This is a genomic window from Bradyrhizobium paxllaeri (genome assembly GCF_001693515.2).
GTDB classification, from domain to species: Bacteria; Pseudomonadota; Alphaproteobacteria; order Rhizobiales; family Xanthobacteraceae; genus Bradyrhizobium; species Bradyrhizobium paxllaeri.
On the sequence record NZ_CP042968.1, the window covers coordinates 6,122,019 to 6,140,160 of the forward strand.

Sequence of the window (18,142 nt, forward strand, 5' to 3'; positions counted from 1 at the left end):
TGCCTCCGCCTTTCGCCGATCGATCAGGTGTAACCCTTGCTCTTCTTCCACTCGGCTTCGAGTTCGAAGACCGTCTTCCAGTCGCCCGCCTGCACCTGCGGCACGTAGGGCTCCTGCGGGATCGTCGTTCCCCAGCCGATCGCGTAGCCGACCAGCGTCTGGTCCTCGGCCCGCATGGTGACGGTGCCGTCGGCGCCGAACGGCGACTTGATTTTCAGGCCGCGCAACGCCTCGGCAATCTTCTTGCCGTCGGCCGAATTCGCCTTCTTCGACGCTTCCGCCAGCAGCATGATGGCGGTGGCATTCTCCCACGACCAGTTGGTGGGATATTCGTTGTACTTCGCCTTGTAGGCGTCGCCCCAGGCGGCGTTCTCCGGCGTTGCCGGATAGGTCTTGATGTAGCGATTGCCGGAGTGGATGCCCTTCGGCAGATTCTTCACCACGGTTAGCGCGGTGTAGTCGGCCATGTTGACCGCAAACACCTCCATCTGGCTGAACAGCGCGTAGATGTTGGCCTGATCGATATAGGACGTCAGGTCGCCGCCCCAGAGGCAGGAATACAGCGCCTGCGGCTTGGCCTGCAGAATCTTTGTCACCACCTCGGTGTAATCGGGCTGGAACAGCTTTGGCCAGGACTCGCTGATGATCTCGACGTCAGGCGCAAAGCGCTTCAGATACGTCACATATTCGCCGGTGGTGTCGCGACCATAGGCGTAATCGGGCGAACAGGTCGCCCATTTCTTCAGTCCCTTCGCCTTCGCGATCGCCGCTGCGTAGCTGCCTCCGACGATCGAGTCGTGCACGCCCTGCCGCGCGGTGCGGAACGCATTGGGAATGTGTTGCTTGGGATCGGCGGTCAGCGACGACGTTTCCGAATTGGTGTGAATGCAGAGCACGCCGAGATCGCGTGCCACTTCATGCACCGCGAACGCGCCCGACGACGCCTCCGCGTCGATCAGAATTTCGCACCCGTCGGTATTGACGAGTTCGCGCGCGACGCGGGCGGCTTCCTGCGGCTGCCCCTTGGAATCGCGGATCACCATCTCGATCTGTCGGCCTGCGAGACCGCCGGCAGCATTGACCTTCTCGACTTCCAACGTCACGCCGTTGCGCGAGGAGGTGCCAAGCTGCGCGACGCGTCCGGAGAGAATGGTCGGCATGCCGACCTTGATGGTCTTGGCTTGCGCGCGCGCCACCCAGGGCGTCGCGAACGTTACGGCACCGGCGCCCATCATTGCCAACGTCGCACGTCGGCTTACGCCCGGTTTGCGGGTTCTCGTCATTGCTTCCTCCCTATGGGGTTTGCGTTCCCAAATCCCGGCCGGAGATCGTGTCGTCTCCGTATGACCCTGAGAATTTCAGAGCAAAGGGGGTGACGTCAAGCCAAATATGAATTACGAGTCAGAATTCATATTTGGAGAAACGCCCCCGCAACCGGCCGTTCGAGCTGATTATGATCAATCTTTCGAGCTTCATCGCATTTCACGCCCGGCGGACGCCGGACCGCTGTGCGCTGAAATATCGCGGCGAGGACGTCTCCTTTGCCGCGTTCGACGACCGCATCCGGCGGATCGGCGGCTGGCTCGCCGCGCGGGGCATTGGTCCCGGCGACGTCGTCGCGGTGCTGATGAAGAACAGCACGGCGTTTCTCGAGCTGGTGTTTGCGACCAGCCATATCGGCGCGGTGTTTCTGCCGATCAACTACCGCCTGTCCGCCGACGAGGTCGGTTACATCGTCGGCAATTCCGGCGCGCGTATCCTGATTGCGGATGAGGAGCTTGCGGGCATCGCAGCCGGCGGCGCGCCGGTGGTGCTGCTCGATGAAGCTGCGCAATCGAATGCAACACGTCTTGCGCCCGAGATTGCCCCTGCCCCTGTTCATGTGAAGCAGCCGCGCGACCTGATGCGGCTGATGTATACGTCAGGCACGACAGACCGCCCCAAGGGCGTGATGCTCACTTACGAGAACCTGTACTGGAAGTCGGCTGACCAGACGCTGGTGCTCGGATTGAATGCGGAAACGCGCTTGCTGGTGGTCGGCCCGCTCTGCCACGTCGGCGCGCTCGACCTGCCGGGAATTGCGGTGCTTTGGCATGGCGGCATGCTTTCCATCCACCGCAATTTTGAGCCCGAGCAGGCGCTCGCCGCGATCGAAGCGGAGAAACTCAACGCCGCATGGTTCGCGCCTGTCATGACGACCGCGATCCTCACCTGCCCGGCGCGAGACCGCTACGATGTATCGAGCCTGCGCTGGGCAATCGGCGGCGGCGAGAAGACGCCGGAAGTGCGCATCCGCGCCTTCTCCGAGTATTTCAAGAATGCCCGCTACATCGACGCCTACGGCCTGACGGAGACCTGCGGCGGCGACACCTTCATGGAAGCCGGCCGCGAGATCGAAAAAATCGGCTCGACCGGGCGCGCCATCGCCCATGTCGAGATCGAGATCCGCGACGATGCCGGCAACAGGCTGCCATCAGGTGTGAACGGCGAAATCTGTCTGCGCGGGCCCAAGGTCACGCAAGGCTATTGGAAAGATCCCGAAAAGACCGCGGCAGCCTTCTTCGGCGACTGGTTCCGCACCGGCGACGTCGGCTATCTCGACGAAGACGGCTTCCTCTATCTGACCGACCGCAAGAAGGACATGATCATCTCCGGCGGCGAGAACATCGCCTCCTCCGAAGTCGAGCGCGTCATCTACGAACTGCCGCAGGTGCGCGAAGTCGCTGTCATCGGCCTACCCGACGAGCGCTGGGGCGAAAGACCGGTGGCAGTGGTCGTGCTTGGAGATGGCGCCGCGCTGGAATTATCCGATCTCTCCGATCATTGCCGCGCGCGCCTCGCCGGCTTCAAGGTGCCGAAGCAACTCATCATCCGCGACAGCCTGCCGCGCAATCCTTCAGGCAAGGTTCTCAAGCGCGTGCTGCGCGCCGAACTGGAATCTCACGCATGACGCAATCGCAGACTTCACCGAGCAAGGTCACAAAACTCAACCGTGTCGAGCGCAACGCCTGGACCAAGCGCAAGATATTCGACGCCGCCACCAAGATCGTCGGCAAGTATGGTTACGCCGAAGCGTCCGTCGCCCGCATCACCGAGGAAGCCGGTGTGGCGCAGGGAACATTCTACAATCATTTCGAGAACCGTCAGGAACTGCTCGACCAATTGCTGCCGAAGATCGGCATCGACATGGTTCATTTCATCCGCGAGCGCACCGGCACGGCGCATGCCGCGCGACAGGAGATCGAGCGCTTCAGCGCCTTTTTCGACTTCATCCGCGAGGTACCGGAGTTTTTGCGCATCCTCAACGAAGCCGAATATTTTGCGCCGATCGGTTACCAGAAGCATCTGGACAATATCGCGACCGCCTATGTCCGCATTCTCCGGCGCGCCCGTTACGCCGGCGCGATCATCGACTATAGCGACGAGGAGTTCGAAGCCATCGTTCACATGCTGATGGGCGCGCGCGGCTACTTGAGCCGTCGCTACTCCTACGTTGGCGGAAACGTCACGGCAGCCCCTGAGCACGTCATCTCCGCCTACCAGAAACTGGTCACGCGCGGTCTGTTCGTACCGGAGAGGAAGAATGGCCATGACCGCTGAAGGGATCGTGCTCGTCACCGGGGGCAGCCGTGGCATTGGCGCGGCAACTGCCACGCTTCTGGCCGAACAGAGCCGCAAGGTCGTTATTGTCGATATCGCGCCGGAACCTTTGGCGGGAACGCAAACGATCCTGTGGCCCGCTCCGTTCGATGTCGCGGGCGAAAGCGCCGTCGTCAGCGGCATCGCCGATATCGAGGCCGCGCACGGCCCGATCACGGGCCTCGTCAACGCCGCCGGCGTGTTCGGCAAGATGCACCGGATCGAGCGCGTGCGGATGGACCAATGGGACCGCGAGGTCAATATCGACCTGCGCGGCACCTTTCTGGTCGCCCGCAGCGTCGGCGTGAAGATGGCCGAGCGCCGGCATGGCGCGATCGTTAATGTTGCCTCCGTTGCAGGCATGACCTCAGGTCCGATCCATGCCTATACCGCCGCGAAGGCCGGCGTCATTCAGATCACGCAGACGCTGGCCGCCGAATGGGGCCGTAGCGGCGTCCGGGTCAACGCGGTCTCGCCCGGCTTCACGCGCACCGTCGCACTGGAGGCAGGCATCGCCTCGGGCGCGCTGAACAAGAAATGGCTTGAAGGCCCCACCGCGATGAACCGGCTGGTCGAGCCGATCGAGGTCGCACAGGCGATCGCCTGGCTGCTTTCGCCAATGAGCAGTGGCGTCACCGGAATCAACCTTCCCGTCGATGCCGGCTATATCGCCGGCACCACCTGGGCCGCCTATGGCGGCTTGCCGGAAGCGTCAGGCGCGTAAACGAGGACATCAGCATGAATATCGAGCTGCCGCGCAAGAAACTCGATCTGTCATCGGCCATCGCCGAAGGTGATATCCGCGTCCTTCTGATGGTTCTGGTGCACATGACCGGCGACGAACGCTGGCTGGAACCGCCCTACAAACCCAAGCGCGACGTCCGTCTGATTCCGGATCCGCACGCCGGTGTTCCGGAGGAGATCCAGGCTGAGATCCGCGCGGCCGTGCTGAAGCTGTTCGCAAACGGCGAACCGAAGCCGGCCATCACCGACCCTGGCAATGAACTGATGCTGAAGATGATGCGCGCGACGCTCGGCGAAAATGTAGCCCCGGAATACGGGCCGCTGATGCGCGAGGAAATGGGCTTCATCCCCCGCGAGGCGCGCTGGACCAAGCCACCATCGAACGAGAAGCTGGCGCAGCAGCATGTGCTGATCGTCGGCGCCGGCGTCTGCGCGATTGCGCTCGGTGTCGCGCTGGGACGGCTCCGCATTCCCTACACCATCGTCGAGAAGAACGACGAGCTCGGCGGCACCTGGTATGTCAACCGCTACCCCGGCTGCGGCGTCGATACGCCGAACCATTCCTATTCCTTTTCGTTCGGAAAACGGAACCCATGGACGCGCTATTTCGCGCAGCGCCAGGAATTGCTCGACTATCTGAAGAAGGTTGCGCTCGAACACGGCATCCGGAAGCATCTGCGCCTCAACACTGAACTGACATCGTCGCGCTGGGATGAAAGCAAACAGCGCTGGATTTCGACGCTCAAGACCGCCAACGGCGAAGAGACTTTTGAATCGACCACTTTGGTCAGCGCGATCGGCCAGCTCAACGACCCCCACCCAGCCCATTTCAAGGGCGAGGAAAATTTCAAGGGAGTGACGCTGCACTCCGCGCTGTGGTCCGACGACATCAAGCTCGACGGCAAGCGCGTCGCCGTGATCGGCACCGGCGCCACGGCCATGCAACTGGTCCCGTCGATCGCAGACCGCGTCGCGTCGGTCACCGTTTACCAGCGCACCGCACAGTGGGCGCGCCCGGTGGCGGGCTATTCCGATCCCATCACCGAGGGCGCGCAGTGGCTGCTCGCGCACCTGCCGTTTTATGTGCAGTGGTATCGCTTCAACATGTTCTGGCGCTATGGCGACGGCCTGCTGCCATTTCTGCGCAAGGACCCGGCGTGGCCGCATCCCGACCGCGCCGTCAACAAGGGCAACGACCGGCATCGCGAGGAATTGACCGAATTCATCCTGTCGGAGTTGAAGGATCGCCCGGACCTGATCGAGAAATGCGTGCCGACCTATCCGCCCTACGGCAAGCGCATCCTGCTCGACAACAACTGGTTCAAGACGCTGACGAAACCGAATGTCGAACTGGTCACCGATACGATCGACCATTTTGCGCCCGACGGCATCGTCGCAGCCGACGGCAAGTTGCGGCCCGCGGACATCATCGTCATCTCCACCGGCTTCAAGGTGACGGAGATGGCTGCCCGCCTCAACATCACGGGACGCGACGGCAAGAATCTCAAAACGGCCTGGGCCAACGACAACCCGACCGCCTATCTCGGGCTCACCGTGCCGGACTTTCCAAACCTCTTCGTGATGCTCGGTCCCAATTCAGGCCCCGCGCATGGCGGCAGTGTGATCTTCCAGTCGGAATGCCAGAGCCGCTACATCTCGGCCTGCCTCGTCGAAATGATCGAGCAAGGCATCGCTGCGATCGACGTTCGTCAGGAAGCGCACGATCGGTACATCGAGAAAGTAGATGCCGAGCATGAGCAATTGATCTGGACCCATCCCGGAATGACGACCTATTACCGCAACAAGCAAGGCCGGGTGTTCTCGGCGATGCCATGGCGTTTTGTGGACTACTGGGCAATGACCCACGATCCCGATTTACGCGATTACCGCCACACCGAGGCCTGACATACCAGCGGGCGCGGGAACCCGGCGGATCAACAAACCTTGGTTTACTTGACACGTGCCTTTATCTGCCGCAGCATTTCCCCGACTGCACCTGCGGGAGTCACGGAGCGTCAGCTCCCCGCTTCGCAGGCATTGGCGCCCCGGTTACATGATCGAGACGACACGCAGCGGAAGCGGACATACAGTCCGTTGGCCAACTCTTGGAGAGGAGCATGACGCCACCGGGTCATCCGGTGACCTTGCTCAGCGCAAGGTCCAGGCGTGGTTGAGGTCACAAGCAGCTGCCAGCCTCATTGCGCCTTTCGACAATTCGAACACATACGCGGGACTGGAGCGCCAAGGCCACGCGCTGCCGGATCCTGAGATAAATACTGGTGTCTACCAGAAATCCTTCGCCTAAAACGAAGATGTCGGGCCCCGCGATGCTCTCATGCACCGGGGCCCATTCGTTTTTTTGCAGTCTCAACACCGCGTCGCGCAGTTCCATCCTCGACCTAGATCGGGAATACTGATCCGGTGGAGGAAGGATACGTCATGGGCATGCCGCGCGTACGAATCTACACCGACTACAAAAGCCCTTACGCCTTCGTCGCCAACAAGCGGCTGTTCGAGCTCGAGGAGACTCACGGCGTCGAACTGGAATGGCGGCCCTACACACTGCGCATTCCCGAATTCATGGGGACGGTAGAAGAGCGCACGCCGCACTTCTGGCGCAAGGTTCGCTACGCCTATATGGACGCGCGCCGCTATGCCAATGCGCAGGGCCTCACCATGAAGGGGCCGCGGCGCATCTATGACGCTTTCTATGCCAGCGCCGGCATGTTGTTCGCGCAGCGCCACGGCCTGTTCCGCCCCTACCATGACACGGTGTTCCGGCGGTTCTGGAGTCATGATCTCGAAATTGACGAGTTGTCTGGGATTTCGGGCGTGATCGCATCGATCGGCGGTTCGTCGGAGCAATTCGAAGCTTACGTCCACGGTCCGGCGCGGGCCGAACACGACCGCATCATCGACGAGGCGGAAGCGCTCGGCGTGTTCGGCGTACCAACCATGGTCTTCAACGGCGAACTGTTCTGGGGTGGCGATCGCATCGACATGCTGATCGAACGCATCCAAAATCCGGAATCGATCGCAACGGCGCTCGGCAGCCGGCATCGTACGTGAAGACGCGCCTAGCTGGTCATCAAATGCTGCCAGCATCCGGTGCGCTCCAGCACCGGCCGCAACGCAGCACGGCTGTCGATATCGAGTGCTGAAAACTTGTCGCGAAGCAGCGAGAGGCACTTCACCTGATATTTGAACGGCGCCAGCGCATAAGGAAGACCCCAGACATTCATCTCCAGCCGCCCGACGCCCTTCGCGAACGCCTCGGCGTTGGCGACGAGGAACGGCAAATAGAGTTCGCCTGATATCTTCAGCAGCGCCTCGGCCATGCCGCCGAGTGCCCGTTCGCGCGGATACCATTCCCCCTCCACGCCGGAGGCATCGTCCAGCCGCCTTACCCAATGATCGGTGAACGGCGCCTTCGCACGAATGATCCGCATCGGGGTCGGATCGGTCGCCATTTCGCTGAGCTGGCCAAACCAGGCGAAGTCGGCGAGCGAGGGCCGGCTTCCGAACAGATAATTGGTCATCCCGACATGCGGCTCGAACGCCGCCAGTATTCGCAGGTAGCTCTCGTCAAGCAGCGGCTTGTTTTCCGCGGTGGCGCCGAGAATGACCATCCGTGAAATCTGCCGCTGCCGGAACTGCTCTATTTCCTCCGCGCTGCCGGTTGCGGCCTCCGAGACCGACCACTCCTCGCCGGCCCAGCGCGAGACATAGGCCTGGTCTTCCGGATCCCACCAGCGATAGAGAAACAGCGGCTTGACCGCCCATTCGTCGGCGAGGTCTTCCAGGAGATCGCAGACGAACGCGACCGCCTTGTCGTCGGGAATGACGGAGCGGTCCTTGTGACGGCGCTCGAGGTCGTAGGCCAGCGTCGTCGTTTCGCCGCGGTAGGTACCATCAGGATATTGCAGCACCGGAATCAGATTGGGTCGCAAATGCCCGGTCGCCTTGCGCAGCGCCTTGGTCATGACGACCCAGTCGAAGGGAATTCGCCGGTAGCGCAGCAGCGCCCGCAGCTTGATGGCGTAGGGCGACGCGGTCGAGCCGATCAGCCGGTAGCGTCCTTCGGTCATGGCATTCCCCTCACCTAGTGCCATAGCGCATTCGATTTTCACCCGCCAGACCTGCAATAACGCCTGCGGTGCTCGCCTTGTCGCGCAGCGAAATGCAGCTATCCTGCCGAATAATGATCGGCCCCAGCGGGCCGGATAATTCCTCTCCGCGGAGAAACGCCATGAATCCTCCTGTCAGTTCGCCCGCCGTCAAGGTCGTGAAATCCGTTCGCGAACAGGTGAGCGCGGAGGAATGGCAGGCGCGGGTAGATCTTGCGGCCTGCTACCGTCTCACCGCGATGTACGGCATGACCGAGATGATCGCCAACCACATCTCCTGCCGCGTGCCGGGCACGACCGACCAGTTCCTGATCAATCCCTACGGGATGCTCTACGAGGAAATCGACGCTTCCAGCCTGATCAAGGTCGATGTCGAGGGCAACACGCTGTTCAACGCCTCCGACTACGACGTCAATGTCGCGGGCTTCGTCATTCACAGCGCGATCCACATGGCCAAGCACGACATGGACTGCGTGGCGCATACGCACACGCCGGCCGGCATGGCGGTCTCGGCGATGGAATGCGGATTGCTGCCGCTGGCACAAACCTCGATGCGCTTTCTCCACATCGCCTATCACGACTTCGAGGGCATCGCCGATGATGTCGATGAGCGCGCGCGGCTGGTCAGGGATCTCGGTGATCACGAAGCCATGATCCTGCGCAACCACGGACTGCTCGTCGTCGGCCGCACCGTGCCTGCAGCCTTCAACGTGCTGTTCCGCCTCGAGCGCGCCTGCCAGGTGCAGGTCATGGCGTTGTCGTGCAACACCAAGCTGATCTACCCGCCGCAGAACGTGCTGGAAGAAACCTACGACAAGATGCGGCCACGGACGGACCGGCCTGCGCGAAACGGCGAGCTCGCCTGGCCGGCGCTGTTGCGCAAGCTCGACCGAACCGATCCATCCTATCGGAACTGAGCCGCTCGGCACGCCGGAACTCCGCACGATCTTTGGGCGGAGCCTGCCTGTAATTTGATCGCACCTATCGCCGCTAAATCGCCGATGCTGCTGTCAGGCGTAGGGACAGGTGCGTCCGATGAAGACATTCATTCGCGTGGTTGAATTGTGGGTGCCTGACCGAACCCGCACCCGCCTGGAGTTCGGCGGCTGTCTTTGCAGCGACGAATATTCGGAGTTCAAGGCCGTCAGCGAGAACGCGCTGTTCGCCTATGACGAAGGCCTGCCCGGCAAGGCCTGGGCCGCCGGCCATCCGGTCATCCTCACCGAATTCGCAAACTCCTACTTCAAGCGTACGGACGAGGCGATCGAGGCAGGATTGACCTGCGGCGTGGCGCTGCCGGTCTTTGCCGGCGAATTCCTGATGGCGGTGATGGTGCTGTTCTGCGGCGACGACGAAAAGCACGTCGGCGCCATCGAGCTCTGGCACAACGATCCCGAGAAGTCCCATGAGATGGGCCTCGTCGACGGATACTACGGCACCGCCGACATGTTCGAGTTCAATTCGCGCCATACCAAATTCCCGCGCGGCTTCGGCCTGCCCGGCCGCGCCTGGAAAGCCGGTATGCCGCTGATCATCAAGGATCTGCACAACGCGAAAAGCTTCCTGCGCTGGGAGGAAGCGAGCGAAATCGGAATCAATTGCGGCGTCGGCATTCCCTATACGACCTCCCCGGATCAGACCTGGGTCATGACCTTCCTGTCCGCACAGGCAACTCCGATCGCCAGACGTTTTGAGATCTGGGTGCCGGACCCGTCGCGAACGGAACTGGTGTTTCAGTCCGGCGATTGCAGCAAGAATGCCGATCTCGCGTCGCTTTATGCGTCAAAGACGATCCGCAAGGGCGAAGGCTCTATCGGCGGCGCCTGGGCGACGGGCATGCCCGCCATCAACGAGCATCTGAAGGTCGATGATTCCGTTGCGGCGCAGCTCGCGCGCGCAGCCGGCATGAACCAGATCGTCGTTCTTCCCGTAATCGAAAACGCGATGCTGAAGGCGGTGCTGGCCTGGTACCTCTAGACAGTGGGCGGCTTCCGCAGCGTCCTGAAGTAGTTTCGCACCTCCTGTACGAACAGGTCCGGCTGCTCGAACGCCGCGAAGTGACCGCCCTTCGGCATTTCGCTCCAGTGCTGGATGTTCATGTAGCTCGCTTCCATCCACTTTCGCACCGGCGTGACGATCTCCTTGGGGAAGACGGCGACGCCGGTCGGCACTACCACCTTGTGAGCCGTGCGTCGCTTCGGCCCAAAGCTTTCCCAGTACAGGCGCGCCGATGAGGCGGCCGTCGCCGTCACCCAATAAAGCATGACATTGTCGAGCAGTTCGTTGCGGCCGAGGATGTTTTCGGGATGTCCGTCGCAATCGGTCCAGGCCCAGAACTTTTCCAGGATCCACGCCGCCTGCCCGCTCGGCGAATCCGTCAAGGCGTAACCAAGCGTTTGCGGCCGGGTGGACTGCTGCTTGGAATAGCCGGAATCCCAATCGGCATAATATTGGATGCCCTTCAAGGCCCGCGCCTCTTCTGGCGTCGGCTGTCCCTCCATATTGGGACGCGCCGACATCGCCAGCGTGATGTGGATGCCGGCGCAATGTTCCCCGTCCTGCGCGCCGAGCGCGGTGGTGATAGCCGATCCCCAATCGCCGCCCTGCGCGCCGTATCGCGCATATCCGAGGCGATCCATCAGCACCGCCCAGTTCGACGCAATGCGATCGATGCCCCAGCCGGTAGTCTTCGGCTTCCCTGAAAAACCGAAACCCGGCAGCGACGGGCAAACGACGTGAAATGCGTCGGCGGCGTTGCCGCCATGCGCGGTCGGATCAGTCAGCGGTTCGATCACCTTGTGAAACTCGACCACCGAGCCCGGCCAGCCATGCGTGACGATCAACGGCAGCGCGTCCGTATGCGGCGAGCGCACATGCAGGAAATGAATATCGAGCCCATCGATTTCGGTGGTGAACTGCGCAAAGCGATTGAGCCGCGCCTCGCGCCCGCGCCAATCGTACTCTTCGGCCCAATAGCGACAGATATCCTTGATCCATTTCAGCGGTGCGCCCTGGCTCCAGTCGTCGACCAGTTCGGCCTCCGGCCAGCGCGCGTTGCGCAGCCGCGACTTGAGATCGTGAAGGACGTCGTCGCCGATCGAAATGCGATAGGGTTTGATTTCAGCGCTCATGAAGGCCCCCTCTCTTATCCAGGCGATGCAGCCGGGACGGACTTCCCAGCGGAAATCATCGTCGCACACGAGGCCGATATCAAGGGAGGCGCTGGGGCGCAGATTTTCGTCCCCGACTTCACACGAAGATCAGAAGATGGAGCGATCAATCCACTCAGATAGCGCTCTATTGCTTGCGCGATTGCGCGGTCGCCGTCCTCGCATCCCTGAAATGGAGGAAAAGCTTGAAGCCGCAAAAAACGCTCATCAGCGCCGGCGGAAACATGATCGTGGCAAGCAGTAAAGGCGACATGTTCGATGAAGGATCAATCCATCTTTCAAACAACCAAACCAAAGCAAGGTCGATGGAAACGACCAGCAAAGCGAGAGCCAGCAATGGCAGAAAGAGTCCGATGAATAGTGAGAGCCAACCAGGAGCAGCAGCCGACCAGTCGACGCCATCGAATTCCGGCTCGTGCCGTACAGGCTTGGAGATGTCAGCTAGGTCGGGCTTGTCACTTGCCCCGACGTTTCGAGGAGGCTGGGTCCACGCAACCGCATCATTCATTTTAACGACCATGACAATTAAACAGCGTGATTATCTTAAAAACGGGATCGCATGGTTTGATCGGCCGCCAGTATCGGCAGCGTCGTGCGACCCTATAGCAGCGATTTGATACGGTTTATAGGGCGAAGCCGGCTTTATTTGGGTTCCATGGCAATCCGTATGTCGAGATATAATTGCAACTCGCCGCAAAGATTCACTCGCGATGACCGCGACCACCACATCGTGTGAGAACAACGTCCGGGGTGCGCTTCGCCTCCCTCAGGGCCAAGCAAAACGAGCCTTCGCGCTTCGCGACGATGAACAAATTCGAATCTGGAGCGTTATGCCCGACCGATTAGCGGTCTGCGGTCGGTCGGGAGCGCGGGGGATGATTCGTATCCTGTTCGTTTCATGGGCCGTTTTGATGCTGGCGTCGCAGCTCATTTGCGGCTGCGCCACATTCCTGCATTGGCTTTCGGCAGGCTAAGGACCACGCGGCTACGACGCCTGCCAGATCTTCGGCTGGCAGATCTTCGGCTGGCGATCAGTACCAAGGCCACCAGTTATAGCGATAGCGCGGATTGCCGTAGTAGCCTGGCCCAGCGTACGGCCCGTAGAAATTCTTGTCGCCATAAACCCACCGGGCGACTGGGCGGCGCCGATCCGGTCGGTAGCAGTTACCCGCCTCGTCACAGATCACCTTAGCGGCCGCGATGAGCGAATCCGGAGCAGGCTGCATATGGCTCAGCAGCGGCGCTGCACTGGCACTGGTAGCAATCAAAAAACTGGCCGCCAGCACCGACGCACAGATCGTTCGCATGTCTCGTCTCCCCCTCGCGAATTAACTAGCTGCTGCTCCGAAAATACGAAGCCCCATACAGACAAAACTGGTTCCTTGCCCGAGCCTATCCGCTTGACCGGATAATGACTAGGCCTCCTGCCCTGATTTTCCAGTAACAACCGGAATTCACATGACAATCGGCGTCCGCGGGTTCGGCCACCCCGCGGCCATTGCCCCCAAGCGCTTCCGCTACACTGGATGCCGAACGCCCGCCTGAATTGAGGTGTCGCGCAGCGACTGAAGCGTCCCTCTTGGAGAGCCGCACCGGCCGCATTTCAGAATCGAGCATGGATCCGGCTGGGCCTCGACCGGCAATGCCACCGTCAGGCTCCCGCATCGCTCGCAAACCAGCTTGAATGTTGGCCTGTCCATCAGGGCCACGTTCGCCTCGATATCCATACTAAAAACCATCAATCCGGACTTCGAAAACTGAAACAATGAACGATCGAAAAAGCCTCAATTGAGCGCCGGCCTAGGCCGCCGCCCGGAACCTACAAATTCAGATTCTTGCCGATCTCTGCAACGGGCGAACGCATTTAACCCTAATAATCCCCGGAGTTTTACGGGCGAACGTTTACTATTCGACCGGTTCTTGATCGCATTAAATTTCCGAATTCGCCCTGGGATGATATGACCCCTCCGTTGCAGCGTAGCAGCCCACCCGGGGGGCTGCCGATTAAAATTTAACGCTGGCGGAAAAGCGCTTTATTTCGGAGTTTGATTTGTCTCGCCGGCCCAGCCAACCCAACCTGCAGCCGCCTTTCACCGCCCGGGATCAACGCCTGCGCTGGTTATTCGGAGTTGCGGTGTGCTGGCTGGCGATCAGTTCGGCCTTCGCGCAGGAAATCGGAAAGCTGTACGCTACGCGCCCTCCTCCCGGATCGGCATTCATTCGCGTCGCATCTGTCGGCGACATCAAGGCCGGCACGCGCCTGCACATCAACGCCCGCGATCTGTCGATCGTCGACAACGACGCCGCCAGCCGATACCGGGCGGTGCGCGCCGACGCGCCGGTCAGACTGTCGATCGATGGCGCCGCCGTCGGGAAAAACATCACCTTTCTACCGGACCGCTTCTACACGGTCGTGGTTGCGCCCGAGGGCGCGAACTGGAGCACGCACGCCATCGACGAAGGCCCGGGCGGCAACGCCAGCGACCTGAAAGCCCAGCTTCGTTTCTTCAATCTCATGCCGAGCTGCGAGGCGACGCTTCGAATTGCCGAAGGTCCCACCGTTTTCGATGCGGTCGCTTTCACCACCGTCAAATCGCGCGCCATCAATCCGGTGGAGGCTCAGCTCGAGGCCACCTGCGGCAGCAGCAATGTGTCGTTGAAGCTCCCCCCGCTCCGCTCGGGCGATCACTACAGCCTGTTTCTCACCCAGGCCGGCGGCAAGAGCGTGCTCTCGGGCCAATTTGACGAAACCGAACCGTATCGAGACCGGTAGGCGATCGCTGCATGGTTTTCGTCAGCGACTCCTTCGTCTTCGTGTTCCTGCCGCTGTTCCTGATCGCCTATGCGGGCGTCCCCGCCTTCCTGCGAAATTCGACCATCCTGTTCTTCAGCCTGATCTTCTACGGCTGGTGGCGCTTCGATTTTCTGCCGCTGCTTGTCGCAATCGCCTGCTGGTCGTGGTTGACCGGCCTGTGGATCGCGAGAGCGTGGGGATCAGAGCGCCGTTGGGCCTTGCTCGCAGGGATCGTGCCGCCGCTCGTCAGCCTGATCTATTTCAAATACGTCAACCTGTTCGTCGACAGCATGAACAGCCTCGGCGCGCCAGTTAAGGACTGGTCGCCCATTCCCCTGCCGATCGGACTGTCGTTCTTTGTGTTCGGCGCCATATCCTACTCGGTCGACGTATTCCGAAAGACAGTCCCGGCCGAGCCGAGCCTGATCAACTATTCGACCTATCAGGCGATGTTCGGTCACCTCGTGGCAGGCCCGGTCGTCCGTTACCAGTCGGTCGCGGAGCAGTTGAAGTCCCGCGTGTTCGATTCGAAAGAATTTGCCGAAGGCCTGCGGCGGTTCATGCTGGGCTTTGCACAAAAGGTACTGATCGGCGATACGCTCGCGCCGCTCGTCGATGCCGGCTACGCATTACCGTCACCATCGATGTGCGACACGATCATCACGGTCGTCGCCTACACGCTGCATCTGTATTTCGACTTCGCCGGCTACAGCAGCATGGCCATCGGTCTCGGGCTGATGGTCGGCCTGAAATTTCCGGAGAATTTCGACAACCCGTATCTGAGCACATCGCTCGCGGAATTCTGGCGGCGATGGCATATCAGCCTGTCGAGCTGGCTGCGCGACTATTTGTACATCCCGCTGGGCGGTAACCGCGCCGGCCGCGCTCGATCCTATGTCAATCTGATGGTGACGATGGCGCTCGGCGGCCTGTGGCACGGTGCGAGCTGGACCTTCATGATCTGGGGCATCTGGCACGGCACCGGACTGGTGGTGGGCCGCGCCTGGAACGCGATGCGAATGCCGGCCGTGCCCGCACCCGTCGGACACATAATCACGCTGGTTTTCGTCATGATCGGCTGGACGCTGTTCCGCGCACAGGACTGGCAAACCGCAGCGACGATGTTCAGCGGCCTGGCAGGTCAGCACGGTTTTGCAATGACGAACGGCTTCGCCGCCGCGATGAGACCGATCGAAGTGGCGGCGCTCGTCGTCGGAATCGCGATGGTGTACCTGCCGGCATTGAGCAGATTGTCGCCGCGGTTGGCGTCGGCCATTGCGCGACCGTCCTTTCTGCTGGCTGCGGTGCTGTGGCTGTGGTCGCTGTGGGTGATGCAAAGCCGAACCGTCATTCCGTTCCTCTACTTCCAGTTCTGAAGGAGCGCCAGCATGATAAAAATCCTGACCGTTCTGGCGATCATCTTCTCAGGCTTCGTGTCTGTCCTCTTTCGCGGCGGCGATTCCCTCTACGACATCCTCAAGACGGCGCCGCTGAATGACTACATGTCCGGAAGCCTGTCCGGCAAAATCGATCGCGCCGTGTTCGATGCCATTCCGCGAAGCACGGGGTTGAACGGCCTCTCGGCCGGGCTGCTCTACAAGGGATTGCGCGATGCCGGACCGCAGGTGTGGGCCGGCTGCAACGACTGGCTCTATTCCGCTGAGGAATTGCGCGTCGATCGTCGCGATGCCGAACATATGGCGGCGCGCCTTCGCTTGTTGCCACGCCTGGTGCAGGCGTTTGCCGAGCGCAAGATTCTGCTCGTCGTCGTTCCCGTCCCGGACAAGGCCGAACAGGTCGAAGAGCAGCTCTGCGGAATTTCCGCCGACGCATCACGCGTTCGCGCGAATGCGTGGGCGCGGGCGGCGGGCGCCACGAAACTTCATCAGGTCAATTTGCGGGATCAGTGGCCCCGGCCCGGCTATTGGCGCACCGACACGCACTGGGACAGCACTGGCGCACAGTTCGCCGCCGAAGCTGTCGCCGAACTTGTCAACGGCGCAATGGGTGCGGGAACCGAACGCGTCAGCCTGACACGCGGCGTCAGGCATGAACGTCCCGGTGATCTTGCGCGCCTGGCAGGATTGCAGGATGCGCCAAAGTGGCTGGCGCCGGCTGCGGAATATACCGAGGATGCGCGGGCTACCATCCAGCGGTCCGGCGGACTGCTGGACGACGCGACGGCACCGTCAGTCCTGCTCGCCGGCTCGTCATTTTCACAAAACTCCGGTTTCATTGAATACCTACAGATGGCGCTTGCGCGCGAGGTCGCGCAGGTCAGCGAGGCCGGTGGCGGCTTTGCGGGCGCCCTTCTCAAACTGCTGCAACAGAAGCCGGATAGGTTGGCGGGCGCGAAGGTTGTGATATGGGAGTGGCCGATGCGATCGTTGGTGGCGCCGCTGAGCGATCCCGAGCGGCAGATGCTGCGACAAATCGAAGGTCATTGATCGTGCGCCGGTCCCTTGCAAATCTGATTGCGACGACAGCCGTGTTCTTCGCGACAACGACAGTTTCAGTGGCGCGCGATGCCGTGCTCGAAGGCAAGCAGAACTGGCTGTTTGCCGGATGGGAGAGCCTCACGACCACAAAACCCGCCGCAGAAAAATCATCGATCGGCCTGATCGCCGACGCGAGCCGCCAGTTTGCGAAAAGGAACATCAAGCTGATCGTTCTGATCGTGCCGCTGAAGCCGCGATACTATGAATCGCTGTTGCCCGACGGTGCCGCGATGTCGGACGACATCCGCAAGCGCTATGACACGCTGTTGACCGAGCTCCGCGCCGGCGGCGTTGCCGCGATCGACGTCAGGGACGCGTTCAAGAGCGTGGTCGCCGGCAAGCAGGAAGTGTTCTACCGCGCCGACTTCCACTGGACGACATTTGCCGCGGAGGCGAGCGCCGACCAGGTGGCGGCGCTGATCCTCTCATCGAGTCCGCTGCCGGGAAAAACCGGAACCGGAATGAAACTCGGTGAGTGGATCAATGATCGCCATCTCGGCGACCTCGCCGCCAACTTCCTGTCGCCGGAGCGGAAGCGCGAGATCGGTCCGGAGGCCTACGTCATCCGCCAGGCCCCCAAGGCTGCCGCGGGATTGCTGGACAGCGATCCGGCACCGGTGGCGGTGGTCGGGAACAGCTTTGTACAGCCCTATTTCGGATTTTCTCAGCGGCTGTCGAACAAGATCGACCGGCCCGTCTCGCTCAAGTGGAACCCTGGCGACATCGGCCCGTGGGCCACCTTGCTGCAGTGCATTAAATCATCGGAATTCACGGGACATCCACCCCAATTCGTGGTCTGGCAATTTAATGAGGCCCAGCTTCAAAATGGACCTGACGCGGTCGGGGAATGGGCTGCTCAAAGCATTATCAGTCCTGCCGACTGGACCGCGCGTCTGCAGGACGCGCTGCGCAACTAGGACAATTGGTTAACTCGGGAAGCGCGCCCGTCAGGCCGCAGCAAAAACATCACAGCCCCCAAAAAAGTGAGAAAAATGAATAACATCAAGGCCTGCCGCGCCGCCAAACAGCCGTTTCTCAGTTCCGCTGAATCACCGCCTCGGCTACAGTTCGGCGGTAAAATTTAACTGGATTGGCATAGCACTGGTTGCATGGGGAATTGGGGCGGGAAATACCTGAACCGGACGGCATTTCGGGCGGCGCTGGGGGCGC

Annotated in this window: 17 protein-coding genes; 11 read left to right on the plus strand and 6 right to left on the minus strand. The window is 61.3% G+C overall.

Translation table 11 applies throughout. The features are described from left to right. Positions 1–23: 23 nt before the first annotated feature. Positions 24–1,283, minus strand: a complete 1,260-nt coding sequence (locus LMTR21_RS29260) for an ABC transporter substrate-binding protein (RefSeq protein WP_065754255.1) — start codon at positions 1,281–1,283, stop codon at positions 24–26. A 170-nt stretch (positions 1,284–1,453) separates the two neighbouring features. Here LMTR21_RS29260 and LMTR21_RS29265 point away from each other — a divergent pair, with 170 nt between their 5' ends. The 5 genes from LMTR21_RS29265 (at position 1,454) to LMTR21_RS29285 (ending at position 7,452) form a co-directional block, all read left to right on the plus strand. Continuing rightward, positions 1,454–2,950: an AMP-binding protein gene (locus LMTR21_RS29265; RefSeq protein WP_065754503.1), complete on the plus strand. Its 1,497-nt coding sequence runs from the start codon at positions 1,454–1,456 to the stop codon at positions 2,948–2,950. Then, positions 2,947–3,600 carry a TetR/AcrR family transcriptional regulator gene (locus tag LMTR21_RS29270; protein ID WP_065754254.1) on the plus strand — a complete coding sequence of 218 codons (654 nt, stop codon included), beginning with the start codon at positions 2,947–2,949 and terminating at the stop codon, positions 3,598–3,600. The genes LMTR21_RS29265 and LMTR21_RS29270 overlap by 4 nt, the downstream gene beginning before the upstream one ends. After that, entirely contained in the window at positions 3,590–4,363 is a 774-nt protein-coding gene (locus LMTR21_RS29275) for an SDR family NAD(P)-dependent oxidoreductase (RefSeq protein ID WP_187399217.1), read from the plus strand. The genes LMTR21_RS29270 and LMTR21_RS29275 overlap by 11 nt, the downstream gene beginning before the upstream one ends. Positions 4,364–4,377: 14 nt before the next feature. Beyond that, entirely contained in the window at positions 4,378–6,288 is a 1,911-nt protein-coding gene (locus LMTR21_RS29280; protein ID WP_065754252.1) for a flavin-containing monooxygenase, read from the plus strand. Positions 6,289–6,822: 534 nt separating this feature from the next. Then, positions 6,823–7,452, plus strand: coding sequence for a 2-hydroxychromene-2-carboxylate isomerase (locus LMTR21_RS29285; RefSeq protein ID WP_065754250.1), 630 nt, complete (start codon positions 6,823–6,825; stop codon positions 7,450–7,452). An 8-nt stretch (positions 7,453–7,460) separates the two neighbouring features. On the opposite strand, the gene LMTR21_RS29290 is transcribed toward LMTR21_RS29285, so the two are convergent. Both LMTR21_RS29290 and LMTR21_RS40360 read right to left on the minus strand, forming a co-directional pair. Then, entirely contained in the window at positions 7,461–8,471 is a 1,011-nt protein-coding gene (locus LMTR21_RS29290) for a glutathione S-transferase N-terminal domain-containing protein (RefSeq protein ID WP_065754249.1), read from the minus strand. A gap of 10 nt (positions 8,472–8,481) precedes the next feature. Next, the gene (locus tag LMTR21_RS40360) at positions 8,482–8,634 is read right to left on the minus strand and encodes a hypothetical protein (RefSeq protein WP_187399218.1); all 153 of its coding nucleotides are present in this window, start codon (positions 8,632–8,634) and stop codon (positions 8,482–8,484) included. On the opposite strand from LMTR21_RS40360, the gene LMTR21_RS29295 reads away from it, so the two are divergent. Both LMTR21_RS29295 and LMTR21_RS29300 read left to right on the plus strand, forming a co-directional pair. Next, positions 8,633–9,427 (plus strand): class II aldolase/adducin family protein, encoded by a 795-nt coding sequence (locus tag LMTR21_RS29295; protein WP_065754248.1) that lies wholly within the window; start codon positions 8,633–8,635, stop codon positions 9,425–9,427. The genes LMTR21_RS40360 and LMTR21_RS29295 overlap by 2 nt on opposite strands. Positions 9,428–9,545: 118 nt before the next feature. Continuing rightward, the gene (locus LMTR21_RS29300; RefSeq protein ID WP_065754247.1) at positions 9,546–10,487 is read left to right on the plus strand and encodes a GAF domain-containing protein; all 942 of its coding nucleotides are present in this window, start codon (positions 9,546–9,548) and stop codon (positions 10,485–10,487) included. Here LMTR21_RS29300 and LMTR21_RS29305 read toward each other — a convergent pair. From LMTR21_RS29305 to LMTR21_RS29315, 3 genes are all read right to left on the minus strand, one after another. After that, complete coding sequence (locus tag LMTR21_RS29305) at positions 10,484–11,641, minus strand: epoxide hydrolase family protein (protein WP_065754502.1); 1,158 nt, start codon at positions 11,639–11,641, stop codon at positions 10,484–10,486. The genes LMTR21_RS29300 and LMTR21_RS29305 overlap by 4 nt on opposite strands. 166 nt (positions 11,642–11,807) lie before the next feature. Beyond that, entirely contained in the window at positions 11,808–12,188 is a 381-nt protein-coding gene (locus LMTR21_RS29310) for a hypothetical protein (protein WP_141688407.1), read from the minus strand. A 523-nt stretch (positions 12,189–12,711) separates the two neighbouring features. Continuing rightward, the gene (locus tag LMTR21_RS29315) at positions 12,712–12,987 is read right to left on the minus strand and encodes a hypothetical protein (RefSeq protein ID WP_141688406.1); all 276 of its coding nucleotides are present in this window, start codon (positions 12,985–12,987) and stop codon (positions 12,712–12,714) included. A 743-nt stretch (positions 12,988–13,730) separates the two neighbouring features. Between LMTR21_RS29315 and LMTR21_RS29320 the strand changes: the two genes are divergently transcribed. From LMTR21_RS29320 to LMTR21_RS29335, 4 genes are read left to right on the plus strand one after another with little or no spacing between them, the layout of a single operon-like run. Then, entirely contained in the window at positions 13,731–14,453 is a 723-nt protein-coding gene (locus LMTR21_RS29320; protein WP_187399219.1) for an alginate O-acetyltransferase AlgF, read from the plus strand. A gap of 11 nt (positions 14,454–14,464) precedes the next feature. Beyond that, a complete protein-coding gene (locus LMTR21_RS29325; RefSeq protein WP_065754245.1) occupies positions 14,465–15,850 on the plus strand; it encodes an MBOAT family O-acyltransferase in 1,386 nt (461 codons plus the stop codon). Positions 15,851–15,862: 12 nt separating this feature from the next. Further along, positions 15,863–16,921: an alginate O-acetyltransferase AlgX-related protein gene (locus LMTR21_RS29330; protein ID WP_065754244.1), complete on the plus strand. Its 1,059-nt coding sequence runs from the start codon at positions 15,863–15,865 to the stop codon at positions 16,919–16,921. Between the two features lie 2 nt (positions 16,922–16,923). Next, positions 16,924–17,889 carry an alginate O-acetyltransferase AlgX-related protein gene (locus tag LMTR21_RS29335; protein WP_187399220.1) on the plus strand — a complete coding sequence of 322 codons (966 nt, stop codon included), beginning with the start codon at positions 16,924–16,926 and terminating at the stop codon, positions 17,887–17,889. The last annotated feature ends 253 nt before the right edge of the window (positions 17,890–18,142 follow it).